The 19,294-nt window shown below is 58.4% G+C and carries 16 protein-coding genes and 1 rRNA gene; 14 read left to right on the forward strand and 3 right to left on the reverse strand.

From position 1 onward, the window contains the following. Positions 1-63: 63 nt before the first annotated feature. From NL123_RS30130 to NL123_RS30140, 3 genes are all read right to left on the reverse strand, one after another. A 16S ribosomal RNA gene (locus NL123_RS30130) occupies positions 64-1,600 on the reverse strand. Between the two features lie 629 nt (positions 1,601-2,229). After that, positions 2,230-3,450 carry a CaiB/BaiF CoA transferase family protein gene (locus NL123_RS30135; RefSeq protein WP_248485591.1) on the reverse strand — a complete coding sequence of 407 codons (1,221 nt, stop codon included), beginning with the start codon at positions 3,448-3,450 and terminating at the stop codon, positions 2,230-2,232. A 12-nt stretch (positions 3,451-3,462) separates the two neighbouring features. Next, a complete protein-coding gene (locus NL123_RS30140) occupies positions 3,463-4,644 on the reverse strand; it encodes an acyl-CoA dehydrogenase (RefSeq protein ID WP_010207882.1) in 1,182 nt (393 codons plus the stop codon). A gap of 158 nt (positions 4,645-4,802) precedes the next feature. On the opposite strand from NL123_RS30140, the gene NL123_RS30145 reads away from it, so the two are divergent. The 14 genes from NL123_RS30145 to NL123_RS30210 all read left to right on the forward strand — a co-directional run bounded on the left by NL123_RS30145 (position 4,803) and on the right by NL123_RS30210 (position 19,257). Continuing rightward, a complete protein-coding gene (locus NL123_RS30145; RefSeq protein WP_248485590.1) occupies positions 4,803-5,702 on the forward strand; it encodes a LysR family transcriptional regulator in 900 nt (299 codons plus the stop codon). Between the two features lie 451 nt (positions 5,703-6,153). Next, entirely contained in the window at positions 6,154-7,275 is a 1,122-nt protein-coding gene (locus tag NL123_RS30150; protein WP_248485589.1) for a Re/Si-specific NAD(P)(+) transhydrogenase subunit alpha, read from the forward strand. Between the two features lie 15 nt (positions 7,276-7,290). Beyond that, on the forward strand, positions 7,291-7,611 hold the full coding sequence (locus tag NL123_RS30155) for an NAD(P) transhydrogenase subunit alpha part 2 (protein ID WP_003220416.1): 321 nt from the start codon (positions 7,291-7,293) through the stop codon (positions 7,609-7,611). After that, positions 7,611-9,047, forward strand: a complete 1,437-nt coding sequence (locus NL123_RS30160; RefSeq protein WP_248485588.1) for an NAD(P)(+) transhydrogenase (Re/Si-specific) subunit beta — start codon at positions 7,611-7,613, stop codon at positions 9,045-9,047. Before NL123_RS30155 ends, NL123_RS30160 begins: the two co-directional genes overlap by 1 nt. A 179-nt stretch (positions 9,048-9,226) precedes the next feature. Then, the gene (gene scpC, locus NL123_RS30165; RefSeq protein WP_248485587.1) at positions 9,227-10,720 is read left to right on the forward strand and encodes a succinyl-CoA:acetate CoA-transferase ScpC; all 1,494 of its coding nucleotides are present in this window, start codon (positions 9,227-9,229) and stop codon (positions 10,718-10,720) included. A 318-nt stretch (positions 10,721-11,038) separates the two neighbouring features. Then, complete coding sequence (locus tag NL123_RS30170; RefSeq protein ID WP_012721550.1) at positions 11,039-11,254, forward strand: DUF1127 domain-containing protein; 216 nt, start codon at positions 11,039-11,041, stop codon at positions 11,252-11,254. Positions 11,255-11,517: 263 nt separating this feature from the next. Further along, positions 11,518-11,703: a DUF1127 domain-containing protein gene (locus tag NL123_RS30175; protein WP_248485586.1), complete on the forward strand. Its 186-nt coding sequence runs from the start codon at positions 11,518-11,520 to the stop codon at positions 11,701-11,703. A 136-nt stretch (positions 11,704-11,839) separates the two neighbouring features. Then, a complete protein-coding gene (locus NL123_RS30180; protein WP_248485585.1) occupies positions 11,840-12,160 on the forward strand; it encodes a DUF2388 domain-containing protein in 321 nt (106 codons plus the stop codon). Between the two features lie 80 nt (positions 12,161-12,240). Beyond that, positions 12,241-12,549 (forward strand): DUF2388 domain-containing protein, encoded by a 309-nt coding sequence (locus NL123_RS30185; protein WP_058424450.1) that lies wholly within the window; start codon positions 12,241-12,243, stop codon positions 12,547-12,549. A 38-nt stretch (positions 12,550-12,587) separates the two neighbouring features. Next, positions 12,588-12,908 carry a DUF2388 domain-containing protein gene (locus NL123_RS30190; protein WP_058424449.1) on the forward strand — a complete coding sequence of 107 codons (321 nt, stop codon included), beginning with the start codon at positions 12,588-12,590 and terminating at the stop codon, positions 12,906-12,908. Then, the gene (locus NL123_RS30195; RefSeq protein WP_494356944.1) at positions 12,905-14,866 is read left to right on the forward strand and encodes a DUF7844 domain-containing protein; all 1,962 of its coding nucleotides are present in this window, start codon (positions 12,905-12,907) and stop codon (positions 14,864-14,866) included. The genes NL123_RS30190 and NL123_RS30195 overlap by 4 nt, the downstream gene beginning before the upstream one ends. 379 nt (positions 14,867-15,245) lie before the next feature. Beyond that, on the forward strand, positions 15,246-16,553 hold the full coding sequence (locus NL123_RS30200; RefSeq protein WP_028618667.1) for a CitMHS family transporter: 1,308 nt from the start codon (positions 15,246-15,248) through the stop codon (positions 16,551-16,553). 65 nt (positions 16,554-16,618) lie between these two features. Beyond that, on the forward strand, positions 16,619-17,386 hold the full coding sequence (locus NL123_RS30205) for a TerC family protein (protein ID WP_014716354.1): 768 nt from the start codon (positions 16,619-16,621) through the stop codon (positions 17,384-17,386). 212 nt (positions 17,387-17,598) lie between these two features. Next, positions 17,599-19,257, forward strand: coding sequence for a Na/Pi cotransporter family protein (locus tag NL123_RS30210; RefSeq protein ID WP_248485583.1), 1,659 nt, complete (start codon positions 17,599-17,601; stop codon positions 19,255-19,257). The last annotated feature ends 37 nt before the right edge of the window (positions 19,258-19,294 follow it).

Genomic DNA, 19,294 nt, shown 5'->3' on the forward strand with positions numbered 1-19,294 from the left:
TCGTCTTCTTCAATGAATCAAGCAATTCGTGTGGGAACTTATGGAGCAGCTGATGTCGTCGATTAAGGAGGTGATCCAGCCGCAGGTTCCCCTACGGCTACCTTGTTACGACTTCACCCCAGTCATGAATCACACCGTGGTAACCGTCCTCCCGAAGGTTAGACTAGCTACTTCTGGTGCAACCCACTCCCATGGTGTGACGGGCGGTGTGTACAAGGCCCGGGAACGTATTCACCGCGACATTCTGATTCGCGATTACTAGCGATTCCGACTTCACGCAGTCGAGTTGCAGACTGCGATCCGGACTACGATCGGTTTTATGGGATTAGCTCCACCTCGCGGCTTGGCAACCCTCTGTACCGACCATTGTAGCACGTGTGTAGCCCAGGCCGTAAGGGCCATGATGACTTGACGTCATCCCCACCTTCCTCCGGTTTGTCACCGGCAGTCTCCTTAGAGTGCCCACCATTACGTGCTGGTAACTAAGGACAAGGGTTGCGCTCGTTACGGGACTTAACCCAACATCTCACGACACGAGCTGACGACAGCCATGCAGCACCTGTCTCAATGTTCCCGAAGGCACCAATCTATCTCTAGAAAGTTCATTGGATGTCAAGGCCTGGTAAGGTTCTTCGCGTTGCTTCGAATTAAACCACATGCTCCACCGCTTGTGCGGGCCCCCGTCAATTCATTTGAGTTTTAACCTTGCGGCCGTACTCCCCAGGCGGTCAACTTAATGCGTTAGCTGCGCCACTAAAAGCTCAAGGCTTCCAACGGCTAGTTGACATCGTTTACGGCGTGGACTACCAGGGTATCTAATCCTGTTTGCTCCCCACGCTTTCGCACCTCAGTGTCAGTATTAGTCCAGGTGGTCGCCTTCGCCACTGGTGTTCCTTCCTATATCTACGCATTTCACCGCTACACAGGAAATTCCACCACCCTCTACCATACTCTAGTCAGTCAGTTTTGAATGCAGTTCCCAGGTTGAGCCCGGGGATTTCACATCCAACTTAACAAACCACCTACGCGCGCTTTACGCCCAGTAATTCCGATTAACGCTTGCACCCTCTGTATTACCGCGGCTGCTGGCACAGAGTTAGCCGGTGCTTATTCTGTCGGTAACGTCAAAACAATCACGTATTAGGTAACTGCCCTTCCTCCCAACTTAAAGTGCTTTACAATCCGAAGACCTTCTTCACACACGCGGCATGGCTGGATCAGGCTTTCGCCCATTGTCCAATATTCCCCACTGCTGCCTCCCGTAGGAGTCTGGACCGTGTCTCAGTTCCAGTGTGACTGATCATCCTCTCAGACCAGTTACGGATCGTCGCCTTGGTGAGCCATTACCTCACCAACTAGCTAATCCGACCTAGGCTCATCTGATAGCGCAAGGCCCGAAGGTCCCCTGCTTTCTCCCGTAGGACGTATGCGGTATTAGCGTTCGTTTCCGAACGTTATCCCCCACTACCAGGCAGATTCCTAGGCATTACTCACCCGTCCGCCGCTCTCAAGAGAAGCAAGCTTCTCTCTACCGCTCGACTTGCATGTGTTAGGCCTGCCGCCAGCGTTCAATCTGAGCCATGATCAAACTCTTCAGTTCAAACATCTTTGGGTTTTTAAGAAACCCTAAACTTGGCTCAGCAATCGTTGGTTACATCTTTGATTTCTCGCGGAGTAACTTGTGATGCTGATAATCTTGTTGACTATCAGTCTGACTCCACAAGCACCCACACGAATTGCTTGATTCAGTTGTTAAAGAGCGGTTGGTTAAGATCTTTCGTCTCAACCGAGGCGCGCATTCTACAGCAGCCTCATTTGCTGTCAAGTGATTATTTTCAGAAGTTTTCGAAGATTTCTTCAACAACTTCAACCACTTGCGCTTCCGATCTCTCGTTAGCGGGAGGCGAATTCTACAACGTTACACGCTGCTGTCAACACCTCTTTTTCTCCGCTTTCGACCGAGAGGATCGAAACGTTAATAGAGCCAGACAACACTGCTCTACCAACTCCTTCTGGGCTTCGATGAACTGAAGCAAGTCGCTGTCGAATTCTGCGTAACTCTTTGTTTACCAAGGAGTTTTCCGTTTCGACTGCGCCGGAAGTGGGGCGAATTATAGACTTCCAGAATCTGCCGTCAACCCTTAATTTTGCTTTTCTATCAATTAGTTAGCGTTGATTAAAAAACCACCAATAAAGTGCCGTTAACGCCCTCTATATAGAAGACAGGATTCAGATGACGCCCGCAGCCTTCAATGCGACCACATTCGCCACCCCCAACCCCAATACTTCCTGAAGCACCTTGGCCGTATGCTCTCCCAGCAGAGGAGGCGCACTACGGTACTCCACCGGCGTCTTGGACAACCTTATCGGGCTGGCAACCTGAGGCACCATCCCTGCCAACGAATGAGGCAGCGCCATCGCCAGCCCACGCGCCTTCACCTGAGGATCGGCAAACACCTGCGCCAGATCATTGATCGGCCCACAAGGCACACCCACCCGCTCCAACTGCGACACCCACTCCGCCGTCGTCTTGAACACCGTAGCCTGACGTATCAGAGGAATCAGCTCCGCCCGATTGGCCACCCGCACCTTATTAGTAGAGAAGCGCGGATCAACTGCCCACTGTGGCTGCCCAGCCACTTCAGCAAACTTGCGGAACTGCCCGTCATTACCCACCGTCAGGATGAAGTCGCCATCGGCCGTGGGAAAGTCCTGGTAAGGCACGATATTCGGATGGGCGTTACCCAGACGCTTTGGTGGCACACCCGTCGTCAGGTAATTCATCGCCTGGTTGGCCAGGCATGCCACCTGTACATCCAGCAATGCCATATCGATATGTTGCCCGCCTCCATCATGATCCCGATGAGCCAGTGCCGCCAATATCGCCACGGTCGAGTAAAGCCCCGTGAGGATGTCAGTCAGTGCCACCCCCACCTTCACCGGCCCTGCACCGTCTTCTCCCTCCGGACGGCCAGTCAGACTCATAAGCCCGCCCAGGCCCTGAATCATGAAGTCATAACCAGCACGCGCCGCATAGGGACCCGTCTGTCCAAACCCTGTAATCGAGCAGTAGATCAGCTCCGGGTTGATCTCCTTGAGCGATTCATAGTCCAGCCCGTAAGCCGCGAGACCACCCACCTTGAAGTTCTCTATCAGGATGTCCGACTTGGCCGCCAGCTCACGCACCAGCGCCTGTCCCTCAGGCCGCGTGAAGTCGATTGTCACCGACTCCTTATTGCGATTGGCCGACAGGTAATACGCCGCCTCACTGGTGTTCTCACCATAGGCATCCTTAAGGAAGGGCGGCCCCCAGGCGCGCGTATCATCGCCGCTGCCCGGCCGTTCGACCTTGATCACCTCAGCCCCAAGGTCCGCAAGGATCTGCCCGGACCAAGGGCCCGCCAGTACTCGCGATAAATCCAGCACCCGCAGATGCGAAAGCGCGCCCATGCCGTGCTCCTATTAATAGAACGCCTGAAGACCGGTCTGCGCGCGCCCCAGAATCAAGGCGTGCACGTCATGAGTACCCTCATAGGTGTTGACCACCTCGAGGTTGACCAGATGACGCGCCACCCCGAACTCGTCGGAAATACCATTGCCGCCCAACATGTCCCTGGCCATGCGTGCGATATCCAGGGATTTGCCGCACGAGTTACGCTTCATGATGGAAGTGATCTCAACCGCCGCCGTACCTTCGTCCTTCATGCGCCCCAGGCGCAGACAGCCCTGCAGAGCCAGGGTGATCTCGGTCTGCATGTCTGCCAGCTTCTTCTGGATCAACTGAGTCGCCGCCAATGGACGGCCGAACTGTTGGCGATCAAGCGTGTACTGGCGAGCGGTGTGCCAGCAGAACTCGGCGGCCCCCAACGCGCCCCAGGAGATGCCATAGCGTGCAGAGTTAAGGCAAGTGAAAGGCCCCTTCAAGCCGCGCACGTCCGGGAAGATGTTCTCTTCCGGCACGAACACGTTGTCCATGACGATTTCACCAGTAATGGAGGCGCGCAGCCCGACCTTACCGTGAATCGCCGGAGCGCTCAGACCCTTCCAGCCTTTCTCCAGGACAAAACCACGGATGTCGCCAGCATCGTCCTTGCCCCACACCACAAACACATCCGCGATCGGGCTATTGGTGATCCACATCTTTGCGCCCGTCAGGCTGTACCCACCCTCTACCTTGCGGGCACGAGTGATCATCGCGCCAGGGTCGGAACCGTGGTTAGGCTCTGTCAGACCAAAACAACCGATCCATTCACCAGAGGCCAACTTCGGCAGGTACTTCTGCTTCTGCGCCTCGGTGCCGAATTCATTGATCGGCACCATGACCAGTGACGACTGCACACTCATCATCGAACGATAGCCCGAGTCGACACGCTCCACCTCACGCGCAATCAACCCATAACTGACGTAATTCAAGCCACTGCCACCGTACTGCTCGGGAATCATCGCGCCGAGCAGGCCGGTCTCGCCCATCTCGCGGAAAATCGCAGGGTCAGTCTTTTCATGGCGGAAAGCTTCGAGCACGCGTGGCGCCAACTTGTCCTGGGCAAATTGCTCAGCACTGTCGCGCACCATGCGCTCTTCTTCGGTGAGCTGTTGATCCAGCAGCAGTGGATCGATCCAGTTGAAGCTTGCCTTGCCAGCCATGAATAAGTCCTCGCGGAAGAAATCGGAAGTCGTGGAAGCAGCCTAGGCCCGGCAATCGCGTAGGGCAAACGAGGTTTCCGCATAGGGTTGTGCTAATTTCTCACTTCGAAAAAGCCAAAAATGGCGTATATGCGCCTTGGCAAGTGAGGACACGGTATATGCGCAGGAAAATTCCCAGTACCACCGCGTTGGTGAGCTTTGAAGCGGCAGCCCGCCACGAGAGCTTCACCAAGGCTGCGCAGGAGCTTTCGATCACTCAAGGCGCCATCTGTCGACAGATCGCTAGTCTCGAGGAGTTTTTAAGTGTCGAGCTGTTTCGCCGTTCACGGCGCGGGGTAAAACTGACAGAAGCAGGGCTGTCCTATAGCCGTCGCGTGGCGACGCAACTGGATGCGGTGGAGCGCGATACGCTTTCCGTCATGGGGCAGCAGGGCGCCAACACCATCGAACTGGCCGTAGTCCCGACCTTTGGCACTCAATGGTTGATACCTCGCCTCAAGGACTTCCAACGCCAACACCCTGAGGTCACGGTCAACCTCACGAATCGAACACGCCCTTTCCTCTTTGCCGACACCGAATTCGACGCCGCCATCTACTTCGGCGATGCCGACTGGTCCGGTACCGAGTCCCACCGGCTGATGGGCGAAAATCCTGTACCTGTATGCAGCCCTCGGCTGTTGGGTGACCGTGCGCAGTTCAGCGCCCAAGAGATTGCAGAACTGCCGCTCCTGCAGCAAACCACACGACCCTACGCGTGGCGCCAATGGTTCAACGCCCAACACCTGAACATCCCACGCGACATGACAGGCCCCCGTTACGAGCTATTCTCGATGTTGTCCCAAGCAGCCATGCATGACATGGGGATCGCACTGATCCCCCCGTTCCTTATCCAGCGCGAACTGGACGAGGGCCAATTGGTGATTGCAAACCCCGAAGCGCTGAGCAGTACGAAGGCTTATTACCTGATGATTCCTGACAGAAAAGTCGAATCTGCCTCACTTCACGCTTTCAGGGACTGGCTCATTGACCAGTCACATCGCTACAGCATCAATGTTTAAAGGCCAAAGCCGTATTATTGACTTTGTAGTCAGTAATAATACAGTCCTACAGATGTATATATATGTCGCATTTAAGCAGACTATATTTTTCAGGAAAAATTCGGCTCAAAGCCATGATTCACATGGCTTTGAACGACTATTACGAGCCAATAGCCGACTATTCACACCAACCATGACAAAAGATTGCAAAAACGCCTGCGGCCCTTTAAGCCCATGTATTTGAACAGGTTATTTCGGCATGTTGCGACAATCAGTCACAGGGTGACTTGTAGTTAATTTTTCGTCACCCGTCATAATCCCTTGAAGGCCGTAAAGTTCGCCTGCAAAATGCCGCGCCCCGCTGTCATTTCAGCGGGATCGTGCTGATCGGCCGCCCCAGTTGTGCCACTCGCGGTGCACTGGCCTTTTTACAAAAAGATCAAAAGCAAAAAGATCATGCAGGAGATTTGACGTGCACATTGGTGTTCCTCTCGAAACCCAGACCGGTGAAACGCGGGTGGCTGCCACCCCGGAAACCATCAAGAAGCTGATCGGCCAGGGCCATAAGGTCACTGTACAAAGCGGAGCAGGCATCAAAGCCAGCATCGTCGACAGTGCCTATGAAACGGCGGGCGCGACCATTGGCAGTGCCAACGATGCGTTTGGCGCCGAGCTGATTCTCAAGGTGGTCGCCCCCAGCGACAGCGAACTGACGCTGATCAAAAGCGGCACCGTGTTGGTGGGCATGCTCAATCCGTTCAGCAACGAAACCATCGGCAAGCTGGCCGAGCAGGGCATCACTGCCTTTGCGCTGGAAGCTGCGCCACGTACCTCGCGGGCCCAGAGCCTCGACGTGCTGTCGTCCCAGGCCAACATCGCCGGCTATAAGGCGGTACTGCTCGCCGCTCACCACTATCCGCGCTTCATGCCGATGCTGATGACTGCCGCCGGTACCGTTAAGGCTGCCCGCGTATTGATCCTCGGCGCAGGTGTTGCTGGCTTGCAGGCGATTGCCACAGCGAAACGCCTGGGTGCCGTTATCGAAGCGTCCGACGTACGCCCGGCCGTTAAAGAGCAGATCGAATCCCTCGGCGCCAAGTTCGTCGACGTGCCTTACGAAACCGACGAAGAGCGCGAATGCGCCGTCGGCGTCGGCGGGTACGCTCGCCCGATGCCCTCCAGCTGGATGCAACGCCAGGCCCTGGCCGTGCATGAACGCGCCAAGCAGGCCGACATCGTCATCACCACCGCGCTGATTCCTGGCCGTAAAGCGCCGACATTGCTCAGCGCTGAAACCGTCGCGCAGATGAAGCCGGGTTCCGTGGTGATCGACCTCGCTGCGGCACAAGGCGGCAACTGCCCGCTGACCGTCGCCGATCAGGTGGTGGTGGAAAATGGCGTGATCATCTGCGGCCCGACCAACCTCGCCGGTGCTGTCGCCGCCGATGCGTCAGCCTTGTATGCGCGCAACCTGCTGGACTTCCTGAAGCTGGTCTTCACTAAAGAAGGGCAGTTTGAAATCAACCTCGAAGACGACATCGTCGCCGCGTGCCTGATGTGCCGCGACGGCCAAGTCATCCGCAAAAACGCCTAAGCAGGGATTCAGACGATGGAAGAGCTTATCTCCCCCGGTATCTACAACCTGATCATCTTTGTGCTGGCGATTTATGTCGGTTACCACGTGGTCTGGAACGTAACGCCCGCGCTGCACACACCATTGATGGCGGTGACCAACGCGATTTCGGCGATCGTGATCGTCGGCGCCATGCTCGCCGCTGCGCTCACCGTGACCCCACTGGGCAAGACCATGGGTACCCTGGCGGTGGCGCTCGCAGCGGTCAACGTGTTCGGTGGCTTCCTGGTGACGCGCCGCATGCTTGAGATGTTCAAGAAGAAAGCCCCGAAAGCAAAAGAAGAGGCGCCGAAGTAATGAGCATGAATCTGGTTACGACGCTCTACTTGATCGCGTCGATCTGCTTTATCCAGGCCCTTAAAGGCCTGTCACACCCGACCACCTCGCGACGCGGCAACCTGTTCGGCATGCTCGGCATGGCGCTGGCAGTGCTCACGACCGTGGGCCTCATCTATAAGCTCGGTGCTGAGCTGGCTACCGCAGGCATTGGCTACGTGATCGTCGGCCTGCTGATCGGCGGCACTGCCGGTTCGGTCATGGCCAAGCGCGTAGAAATGACCAAGATGCCGGAGCTGGTCGCCTTCATGCACAGCATGATCGGCCTGGCTGCCGTGTTCATCGCCATTGCCGCCGTAGTCGAGCCGCAATCCCTGGGCATCGTCAAACACCTGGGCGATTCGATCCCTGCCGGTAACCGCCTGGAACTGTTCCTTGGCGCAGCCATCGGTGCCATCACCTTCTCCGGTTCGGTGATTGCGTTCGGCAAGCTGTCGGGCAAGTACAAGTTCCGCCTGTTCCAGGGCGCACCGGTACAGTTCGGCGGGCAGCACAAGCTGAACCTGGTACTCGGCCTGCTGACCCTCGGTCTCGGCCTGGCCTTTATGCTCACCGGCAACCTCACCGCCTTCGCCCTGATGCTGGCCCTAGCCTTCGTGCTGGGTGTGCTGATCATCATCCCGATCGGCGGCGCCGACATGCCGGTGGTGGTGTCGATGCTTAACAGCTACTCAGGCTGGGCTGCAGCGGGGATCGGTTTCTCGTTGAACAACTCGATGCTGATCATCGCCGGCTCGCTGGTGGGCTCCAGCGGCGCAATCCTGTCGTACATCATGTGCAAGGCGATGAACCGCTCCTTCTTTAATGTGCTGCTCGGCGGTTTCGGCAATGCGCCGGATGCGGGTGCTGCGGCGGGCTCTAAAGAAGCACGCCCGGTGAAATCCGGCTCGGCTGATGACGCGACCTTCCTGCTGACCAACGCCGACACGGTGATCATCGTGCCAGGCTACGGCTTGGCAGTGGCACGCGCACAGCATGCGCTGAAAGAGCTGACAGAAAAGCTGACCCATCGTGGCGTGACCGTGAAGTACGCGATCCACCCGGTGGCCGGCCGTATGCCCGGCCATATGAACGTCCTACTGGCCGAGGCAGAAGTGCCCTACGACCAGGTGTTCGAGATGGAAGACATCAACTCCGAGTTCGGCCAGGCCGACGTGGTGCTGGTGCTGGGCGCGAACGACGTGGTCAACCCAGCCGCCAAGAACGACCCGAACTCGCCGATTGCCGGCATGCCGATCCTCGAAGCGTTCAAAGCCAAGACCATCATCGTCAACAAGCGCTCGATGGCCAGTGGTTATGCCGGGCTGGATAACGAACTGTTCTACCTGGACAAGACCATGATGGTCTTCGGTGATGCCAAGAAGGTTATCGAAGACATGGTCAAAGCCGTCGAGTAACACTGCCTCAGCGCAATACTCGAAACCCCGGCCTGCGATAGGCTGGGGTTTTTTATTGCTGCATGAAACCCGACCAAAGGCTCTAAATCGCTACCTGGCATTCGACCATGGTAGCGGGCCGAAATTATTTGAAATCACTAAACTGCGCACCTTGCTTCCGTAGCCTGAGATAAGAATCCATGTACCGTGATCGCATCCGCTTGCCTTCGTTGTTGAACAAGGTCATGAGCGCGGCAGACGCCGCCGCACTGATCGAGGACGGCATGACCGTCGGCATGAGTGGCTTCACCCGTGCCGGTGAAGCCAAGGCCGTCCCCCACGCCCTGGCCGAACGCGCCAAGACGTCGCCGCTGAAAATCACCCTGATGACCGGCGCCAGCCTGGGCAATGACCTGGACAAGCAACTGACCGAAGCGGGCGTACTGTCACGACGCATGCCGTTCCAGGTCGACAGCACCCTGCGTAGGGCAATCAACGCCGGCGAAGTGATGTTCATCGACCAGCACTTGTCGGAAACCGTCGAGCAACTGCGCAACAACCAACTCAAGTTGCCGGACATCGCGGTGATTGAAGCAGTGGCGATCACTGAACAAGGGCATATCGTGCCCACCACGTCTGTGGGCAACTCGGCCAGTTTCGCGATTTTTGCCAAACAGGTGATCGTCGAGATCAACTTGGCGCACAACCCGAACCTGGAAGGGTTGCACGACATCTATATCCCGACCTATCGTCCGACGCGCACGCCGATCCCGCTGGTCAAAGTTGATGACCGTATCGGCAGCACCGCGATCCCGATCCCACCGGAAAAGATCGTGGCCATCGTGATCACCAACCAGGCCGACTCCGCCTCTACGGTGACGCCGCCCGACAGCGACACCCAAGGTATCGCCAACCACCTGATCAACTTTCTCAAGCAGGAAGTCGACGCCGGGCGCATGACCAACAAGCTCGGTCCGCTGCAGGCCGGTATCGGCAACATAGCCAACGCGGTGATGTGCGGGTTGATCGAGTCGCCATTCGAAGACCTGACCATGTATTCGGAAGTGTTGCAGGATTCGACCTTCGACCTGATCGATGCCGGCAAGCTCAGTTTCGCATCGGGCAGTTCGATCACCTTGTCGGAGCGCCGCAATGCCGATGTGTTCGGCAACCTGGAACACTATAAGGACAAGCTGGTACTACGCCCGCAGGAGATCTCCAACCACCCTGAGGTGGTGCGGCGCTTGGGCATCATTGGCATCAACACCGCGCTGGAGTTCGACATCTACGGCAACGTCAACTCCACCCATGTCTGCGGCACGCGGATGATGAACGGCATTGGCGGCTCCGGGGATTTCGCACGCAACGCGCACCTGGCGATCTTCGTTACCAAGTCGATTGCCAAGGGCGGCGCAATTTCCAGTGTGGTGCCAATGGTCAGCCACGTCGACCACACCGAGCATGACGTCGACATCCTGGTGACCGAGATTGGCCTGGCCGACCTGCGTGGCCTGGCGCCACGGGAACGGGCTCGGGTGATCATCGACAACTGTGTGCACCCCGCCTACCGCGATGCGCTGAACAGTTACTTCGATGCCGCCTGCGCCATCGGCGGGCATACCCCGCACATCCTGCGCGAAGCACTGAGTTGGCACATCAACCTGGAAGAAACCGGGCACATGCTCAAGGCGTGATTGATACAGATCCGAGCTGATGCAAATACAGTTTCATCAGCTCGGTGGATTCATCGCCACTTATTGAAAAAACTGTACTGCTGTACCGGTCATTTCTTACCGAAATATCCTACACATCTCACCGAAAAGGCCTATTTCGCACTATTTCAGTGCAGACAGGTACAGTTGCCCCATTTCCGTACAGTACAGCAGCTATAAACAGTTAACTGGCCCCTCACAATACAGGTGAACTGTATCTAGAGAGTCTTGCGCCGGAAGAGGATCATTGGCATCAGTTAAACCACTACCTAATCCCGCCACAAGCGGAAGGATGTCATCATGGAACGTACACTCAGTTCCGAACTGTTCTTCGAAGAAAAAGCTGTAAACACCCAGGCCTCCCTGCCTCTGCGCGTTATCGCCAACCTGATGTTGTGGCAGCGCCGCATCTCTAGCCGCCACCAACTGGCTCGCCTGGATTCGCGTCTGCTGGCTGACGCAGGTATCAGCGAAGCTCAACGCTACGAAGAGCTGAGCAAGCCGTTCTGGCGCTGATTTAGCGCTCGCTGGCCCTGACCTGACGGGTCCACTGCCAGCAACCTGATTTGTCAAAACAAAGCCCGCCCCGGGAAACCGGAGGCGGGCTTTGTTGTTTGCGGCATTCGCATTTCCAACAGAAAACAGAAGCTCTGCGCAGCGACAGGTACAGTTTAAAAAAATGTAACAGTTAAACAGTACAATTTTATCTTGGTGTATCTGTATCGGTCTCACCAACTCACCCAACATGGTGTTCCAAGACCTCAGGAAAGGTACTCGCCATGGATACGCCATCCCCTCTTTATAAGAGACTGCTACGCCAAACGGCCTCAACCCTCGCCAAATGGGTACGCCACGCTTATGAACGACGCCAACTGTCGCAGCTTGATACCCGGGAATTGTCCGATGTCGGCATCAGCCAGGGCGATCGAATGGCCGAGCTGTCCAAGCCGTTCTGGCGTGACTAGGCAGTCAAGGCGCTTCCCGAACGGATAAGCGGCGGCTTAATATCCAGCCACCCTGTGGCAAACCGTGCAGTACAGGCGTCTGATCCCCAATGGCTGGCCTGCGCCACCTTATCCGTTCATCTATAGGAGTCATCCCATGTCCCGTCTTCGCCTGCTGAGTGCTGCCACCCTGTTGGCCCTGGCTGCCAACGCCAACGCGACCAGCTTCATCGTGACCACCGACTCCATCGTCGGCGCGCTGAAGGCCACTTCCGACGCCAGCTCCGATGCAACTTCGTCCCTGCGCGACAACAAGGTCGTACGTGCTGCCCGTGACGACGCCGCCAGCTTTGTCGCCAGCGAAGGCGCCATCCGTGGCGTGAAACTGGAAAGCGCCCTGGCCCAGATCCGCCAGCACGCGCCGCAATTGAACACGGCAACTGACGCACAACTGGCCCAGGCCATCCTGGCTATCTGACGCCAAGGCGAACGCCTGGGCGCTGGCTCTCGCCCGGGCATTGCGCTAGCCTTGGCGCTCGCTTTCAGTTGTCGAGTCCCATGGCTTTTTCATACCGCCTTTTAATCGTCCCTGTGTTGTTTTCGTTCGGTTGGTCACCGTTGGCTTCGGCCTTTGACCTGACCACCCAGAGCACCGTCGCAAGCGCCTACGCCACCAGCAAGGTGACGTCTGCGCCCTTCGACAGAAAAGTGATAATGGCCGCCCAGGATGACGCTGCCGCGTTTATCGCCACTGACGGCCAATGGCGGGGCGCAAGGCTGGAATCTGCGCTGGATTATCTGCGCCGCAGCCAACCAAAACTTAACGCCAGCGACCTTGAACTGGCGCAAGCAATTCTCGTCCAATAATCATCTCTGTATTCCATCTTTGTCTCTGGAGTTATTCCATGCGTAGCCCGCTGATCGCCGCCACCCTCGGCCTGCTGTTGTTGGCCGACATCGCCCAGGCACACACCCTGGTGGCCACCAGTAACATCATTGTCCGCGCCTCCGGCCGCACCATTGATTTCACCTCGGACACCACCACCTCCATCCGTGACTCCAAAGTCGTACGCGAAGCCCACGATGACGCCGCCAGTTTCGTCGCCAGCAACGGCGAGATCCGTGGCGCCCACCTTGAAGCCGCCTTCGACACTCTGCGCACACGCCTGCCGGAAGCCCGCGACGCCAGCGACCAGACCCTCGCCGAAGCCATCCTCGCACTGTGAGGCGAATCGTCGCCTGGCTCCTGGCCGGGACTGTGCTGCTGTGTGCCGGCGCAGCCCAGGCCAGCCTGCAACTGCGGCTCAAGACCGAGGGCCTGAGCCCGGCTGAGCAACAGGCCAGCCAGGCATTGCTCGACGAAGCGATGCGTTCCTTGCCGCCGCGCTTTGTCGAGCAGTTGGATCGACGCATTGATGTCGGCTGGACCGACAAGATGCCCGAGAACGCCTACGGGCAAGCCTCCCTGGTGTCCGAGCTGGACCTCAACAGCAACCTGCTCGCCAGCCTGACCGACGGCAGTGCCGCCACCCAGAAAACCAATCGACCTCACGGCACTGTGCGCCGGGAAATGCTCGCTACGGTGCTGCATGAACTGACCCACATCTATGACCGTGCGCGCCTGTGGTCCAAGGAAGACCGCACGCTGATCAACCGCTGCAGCCGCCAGAACAACCTCACCGGCCTGATCGGCCTGCCTGATCAATGCCGTGGCCAGAATGGCCGCCGCTTTACCTTGAGCGATGATCCACGCCTGCTGGACCTGGCCGGCTGGCCGCAGTACGTAGGCCGTCGCGGAGAGCGCGAGCAACATAATCATCAAGTCGCCCGCAGCCCGGACATCTACGAAACCACCAGCCCGTTGGAATTTGTGGCGGTCAACATGGAGTACTTTCTCCTCGACCCGAGCTACGCCTGCCGCCGTCCCGCGCTGTTCCGCTATTACAAGGAACACTTCGGCTGGGCCCCGCCGCAGCAAGACACCTGCGCCAACACCTACGCGTTCCTCAACGCCGGTAACGATTTTGCCAAAACACCGCTGGGCCATGTGGACCCGGAGCGCGTCTACGAGATCGACTACCTGCTGGCCGAGGCCAACCAGAACCTGGTCAGCCGCTGGGGCCACAGCATGCTGCGCCTGGTGATCTGCGCACCGGGCCGCCCGCGTGGACCGGATTGCCGACTGGACCTGGACCAGCATCTGGTTCTTTCCTATCGCGCGTTCGTCGGTGACGTACAGCTGTCGAGTTGGGATGGCCTGGTCGGCAAATACCCCTCGCGGCTGTTCGTGCTGCCGCTGGCGCAAGTGATCGATGAATACACCAAGACCGAGCTGCGCGGCCTGGCCTCGGTGCCGTTGAAACTGACCCGCCAGGAAATCAACGATACCGTCGAGCATGCCGCCGAAATGCATTGGAGCTACGACGGCAACTACTTCTTCATCTCCAACAACTGCGCGGTGGAAAGCCTGAAACTGCTACGCAGCGGCAGCGCCAACCCGCAATTGACCGGCCTGGACAACATCACCCCCAATGGCTTGCTCGAGGTGCTGAGCGCACGCGGCCTGGCCGACACCAGTGTGCTGGATGACAAACGCAGGGCATTGCGCCTGGGTTATCACTTCGACTCCTTCCGCGAACGCTACCAAGCCATGTTCGATGTGCTGCGCAAACACCTGCCGATCAAACAGACCCAGGTCGAAGACTGGCTATCCCTGAGCGCGGAGGAGCGTCGCCAGTGGTTCGATCAGGCCGATCTGCGCACCAGCGCCGCGTTGCTGCTGCTGGAGCAGGCGAGCTTTCGCAAGCAATTGATGCTGGCCCAGGACGAAGTCAAACAACGCTACCTCGGTGCTCGCGAGCTGAAGAACGGTGGCATGGAGAAAGCCAATGCCACGCTGCAACAGATCCTCGCCAACAGCGGCTTCCTGAGTCGCCCGGCTGAGCTGCTCGGCAGCGGCGGTTATGGCCTGCCGCAACCTTCGGAAGCCACACGCCTGGAATCGGAAAGCGCCGAACGCCAGAAGCAGCTGCAATCGCTGACCGGCGAATTGGACAAGGAGGTGAGGGCGCTGCTGGAGCCTTCGCGTTCAGCCGAGATTGCCGCCTGTGAAGCCAACCTCAAGCTGGTGGGCGAACACTTGCGCAAGCTGCACAAAGCCGCCGGCGGCCTCGAACTGCCCTAAAAACCTCAAGCCAAATACAGACAAATGTGGGAGGGGGCTTGCCCCCGATAGCGGTGTGTCAGCCTGCGCATGCAGTGACTTGCACCCTGCTATCGGGGGCAAGCCCCCTCCCACATTTTGGTCCATGTAAGTCCAGAGACTGCGTGCATTCCCTTCGTCACCCGTTTACTCAGCGAAAGCTGGCTGAAAGCTTACCCGTCTAGGATCGCCCCCACTGCCGGCAACAGACCGGCTGTTAACAACAACAATGGTGATTCCCGATGTCCGCCCGTACCCGCCTGTTCGCCCCAACTCCACCCGTACGCCTCGTGCCTTTCGTTCTGCGCTGACCGCCACCCGGTTCGCCATTCCCTAGCCGCGCTACGCCTGGAGTATTCCTATGCTGACTTTCCTTGGCTTTGCCATGGTCATCACGTTCATGTTCCTGATCATGACCAAGCGCCTGTCCGCGCTGATCGCCCTGATCATCGTGCCGATCCTGTTCGCGCTGTTCGGTGGCTTCGCACCCGAGATCGGCCCAATGATGCTGGCCGGTATCACCAAGCTTGCGCCCACCGGCGTGATGCTGATGTTCGCCATTCTGTACTTTGCCCTGATGATCGACTCCGGCCTGTTCGACCCGGCCGTGCGCAAGATTCTCAAGATGGTCAAGGGCGACCCGCTGAAAGTCTCGGTCGGCACCGCCGTACTGGCCCTGGTGGTGTCCCTCGACGGTGACGGCGCCACCACCTACATGATCTGCGTGGCCGCCATGTTGCCGCTGTACCAGCGCATCGGCATGAGCCCACGGATCATGGCCGGCCTGATCATTCTTGCCGGTGGCGTGATGAACATGACCCCTTGGGGTGGCCCGACCGCCCGTGCCGCCAGCGCGCTGCACGTGGACCCGTCGGACATTTTCGTGCCGATGATCCCGGCCATGGCCGCCGGCGTCGTCGCAATCCTGGTGATTGCCTACATGTACGGCCTGCGCGAACGTGCACGCCTGGGTGAATTGCACCTGCAAGGCGACGAGATCGACCACAGCGAAATCAGCGTGTCGCAATTCCCGGACGCCCGTCGCCCGAAACTGATCTGGTTCAACGGTGCCCTGACCTTTGCCCTGATGTGCACACTGATCGCCGGCCTGTTGCCACTGCCGGTGCTGTTCATGGTGGCGTTCAGTATCGCGATGATCGTCAACTACCCGTGCCTGCAGATGCAGAAAGACCGCGTCGCCGCCCACTCCGGCAGCGTACTGGCGGTGGTGGGGCTGATCTTCGCGGCCGGTATCTTCACCGGCATCCTGTCGGGCACCGGCATGGTCGATGCCATGTCAAAGAGCCTGCTGGCCGTTATCCCTGACGCGCTGGGCCCTTACCTGGCGGTGATCACCGCGCTGGTGAGCATGCCGTTTACGTTCTTCATGTCCAACGATGCGTTCTACTACGGCGTTTTGCCAGTACTCGCCGAAGCCGCCAGCCACTACGGCATCACTGCGGCAGAAATGGGACGTGCGTCGATTGTCGGACAACCCGTGCACCTGTTGAGCCCACTGGTACCCTCGACCTACCTGCTGGTCGCTTTGGCAGGTATCGAATTTGGCGATCACCAGCGCTTCACCCTCAAGTGGGCAGTGCTGGTATGCCTGTGCATAATGGTCGCCGCTTTGCTGATGGGGATTATTCCTCTGTTCAGCACTCTATAATCCCGAACACCCAACCGCGCGGCGCTGCAGCTTGCGCGGTTTAACACTCGCTCAAAGGAATACACATGGAATGGCTGACCAATCCGGAAATCTGGATTGCCTTCTTCACCCTGACGGCCCTCGAGATCGTCCTGGGCATCGATAACATCATCATGATTTCGATCCTGGTCAGCCGCATGCCCAAGCACATGCAGGCACGCACCCGGATCTTCGGCCTGGCCCTGGCCATGGTCACACGCATCCTGTTGCTGCTGTCGATCACCTGGGTGATGCAACTGACCGCCGACCTGTTCGTGGTCTTCGGCCAAGGCATTTCCGGGCGCGACCTGATCCTGTTCTTCGGTGGCCTGTTCCTGCTGTGGAAAAGCTCCCAGGAGATGTACCACGCGCTGGAAGGTGAAGACGAAACCCACGACGAGCCGAAGGGCGCCGGTGGCAAGTTCATCTACACCATCATCCAGATCGCGATCATCGACATCGTGTTCTCCCTGGACTCGGTCATCACCGCGGTCGGCATGGTCTCCCATGTACCGGTGATGGTCGCGGCGATTGTCGTGGCGGTATTGGTGATGATGCTGGCAGCCGGCACCATCAGCGAATTCATCGACAAGCACCCGTCGTTGAAGATGCTCGCGCTGTCGTTCCTGCTGGTAGTCGGTACCGTGCTGATCGCCGAATCCTTCGATGTGCACGTGCCAAAAGGCTACGTCTACTTCGCCATGGCGTTCTCGCTGGCGGTGGAAGCAGTGAACATCAAGATGCGCACCGCCATCGCGAAAAAGAAGAAACAGCAGGATCCTGTGAAACTGCGCAAAGACATCCCGGGTCAATAATCCCGAGCCAGACAAAAAAGGGGCCTGCACAGGCCCCTTTTTTTCATCCGCACAAAGCTGATTTCATGACATTTTTATTTCAATCCCCACTTTAGCTATGCGATGCTGGCGCCGAACCCATTCGCCAACTACAGCTTAAGTACAAGACGTAGAGCGGCACGCGGCAACTTTCCTTCGCTCATTTTCGAGCGCACCCACACGGGGGGCCGAGCATGCTGACCTTGCTCAATCTGCTTTCCGCCGTGACCCTGCTTATCTGGGGCACGCACATCGTCCGTACCGGCATCCTGCGGGTCTACGGCTCCAACTTGCGCCAAGTCATCGGGCAGAACATGTCCAAGCGCTGGCTGGCGTTTATCGCCGGTATCCTGGTGACAGCCATGGTGCAGAGCAGCAACGCCACGGCGATGCTGGTCACCTCCTTTGTCGGCCAGGGCCTGATGGGGCTGATGCCCGCCCTGGCGACCATGCTCGGCGCCGACGTCGGTACCGCGCTGATGGCGCGGGTGCTGACGTTTGATTTGTCCTGGCTGTCGCCGCTGCTGATTTTTCTTGGGGTGATTTTCTTCCTGTCGCGCAAGCAAACGCGAGCAGGGCAGTTGGGCCGGGTGGGGATCGGCCTCGGGCTGATCATCCTCGCACTGCAATTGATTGTTGAAGCGGCCGGGCCGATTACCCACGCCCAGGGCGTCAAAGTGATCTTCGCGTCGTTGACCGGCGACATCCTGCTCGACGCCCTGGTCGGCGCCCTGTTCGCGATGATTTCCTACTCCAGCCTGGCGGCTGTCCTGCTGACGGCAACACTGGCCGGCGCCGGTGTGATCGGCCTGCACGTGGCCATCGGCCTGGTGATCGGCGCCAACATCGGCAGCGGCGTGCTGGCCTTCCTCAGCACCAGCATGCAGAACGCCGCCGGACGCCAGGTGGCACTGGGCAGCCTGTTGTACAAATTGATCGGCCTGTTGCTGATCATCCCGGTGCTCGACCCGCTCGTACGCTGGATGGATGGCCTGGACTACAGCGCACAAGGCATGGTCATCACCTTTCACCTGCTCTACAACGTCAGCCGTTGCCTGATCCTGTTACCGACCATTGGCCCGATGGCCCGCTTGTGTGCCTGGCTGCTGCCTGAGCGCGAAGAGGTCAATGGCAAGGCCAAACCACGCCACTTGGACCTGGCCGCGCTGGCCACACCCAGCCTGGCACTGGCCAACGCTGCCCGCGAAACCCTGCGCCTGGGCGACCTGATCGACAATATGCTCATGGCCATGCTTGAAGTGCTGCGCGGCAAGCAGACCGCCATCACCCAGGAAATGCGCAGCCTCAGCGATGATGTCGAAGCGCTGTACAGCGCGATCAAACTCTACCTGGCACAAATGCCCCGGGAAGACCTCAGTGAACACGACAATCGGCGCTGGGCCGAGATCATCGAACTGTCAATCAACCTTAAACTGGCCGGCGACCTGATCGAACGCATGCTGCGCAAAGTCCAGCAGCAGAAAACCTCTCAGCGTCGCCAGTTCTCCGAAGTGGGCCTGGAGGAACTCACCGGCCTGCACAGCCAGTTGATCGCCAACCTGCGCCTGGGGTTGTCGGTGTTCCTCAGTGCCGACCCGGAAAGCGCCCGCCAGTTGCTGCGCGAGAAGCGTCGCTTCCGCGCCCAGGAACGGCGCCTGGCCCACGCCCATGTCAGCCGCCTTCAGCGCAAGATCGTCCAGAGCCTGGAAACCAGCTCTCTGCACCTGGAACTGATTGCCGACATGAAACGCCTGAACTCGTTGTTTTGCAGCAGTGCCTATGTAGTGTTGGAAACGTCTGACACCGGCGCGCTCTCCGCCGAAGATATTGCCGACATCACACATTCGCCCTGAACGTACGGTGGCCCGTGAAGTCAGTTAAAAATGACCT

The organism is Pseudomonas sp. FBCC-B1565 (assembly GCF_059133265.1).

Excerpts from the sequence above, each read along its gene's own strand:
- NL123_RS30135 (WP_248485591.1), bottom strand. The coding sequence starts at position 3,450 with ATGGGCGCGCTTTCGCATCTGCGGGTGCTGGATTTATCGCGAGTACTG.
- NL123_RS30140 (WP_010207882.1), bottom strand. The coding sequence starts at position 4,644 with ATGGCTGGCAAGGCAAGCTTCAACTGGATCGATCCACTGCTGCTGGAT.
- NL123_RS30145 (WP_248485590.1), top strand. The coding sequence starts at position 4,803 with ATGCGCAGGAAAATTCCCAGTACCACCGCGTTGGTGAGCTTTGAAGCG.
- NL123_RS30155 (WP_003220416.1), top strand. The coding sequence starts at position 7,291 with ATGGAAGAGCTTATCTCCCCCGGTATCTACAACCTGATCATCTTTGTG.
- NL123_RS30160 (WP_248485588.1), top strand. The coding sequence starts at position 7,611 with ATGAGCATGAATCTGGTTACGACGCTCTACTTGATCGCGTCGATCTGC.
- scpC (WP_248485587.1), top strand. The coding sequence starts at position 9,227 with ATGTACCGTGATCGCATCCGCTTGCCTTCGTTGTTGAACAAGGTCATG.
- NL123_RS30170 (WP_012721550.1), top strand. The coding sequence starts at position 11,039 with ATGGAACGTACACTCAGTTCCGAACTGTTCTTCGAAGAAAAAGCTGTA.
- NL123_RS30175 (WP_248485586.1), top strand. The coding sequence starts at position 11,518 with ATGGATACGCCATCCCCTCTTTATAAGAGACTGCTACGCCAAACGGCC.
- NL123_RS30180 (WP_248485585.1), top strand. The coding sequence starts at position 11,840 with ATGTCCCGTCTTCGCCTGCTGAGTGCTGCCACCCTGTTGGCCCTGGCT.
- NL123_RS30185 (WP_058424450.1), top strand. The coding sequence starts at position 12,241 with ATGGCTTTTTCATACCGCCTTTTAATCGTCCCTGTGTTGTTTTCGTTC.
- NL123_RS30190 (WP_058424449.1), top strand. The coding sequence starts at position 12,588 with ATGCGTAGCCCGCTGATCGCCGCCACCCTCGGCCTGCTGTTGTTGGCC.
- NL123_RS30200 (WP_028618667.1), top strand. The coding sequence starts at position 15,246 with ATGCTGACTTTCCTTGGCTTTGCCATGGTCATCACGTTCATGTTCCTG.
- NL123_RS30205 (WP_014716354.1), top strand. The coding sequence starts at position 16,619 with ATGGAATGGCTGACCAATCCGGAAATCTGGATTGCCTTCTTCACCCTG.
- NL123_RS30210 (WP_248485583.1), top strand. The coding sequence starts at position 17,599 with ATGCTGACCTTGCTCAATCTGCTTTCCGCCGTGACCCTGCTTATCTGG.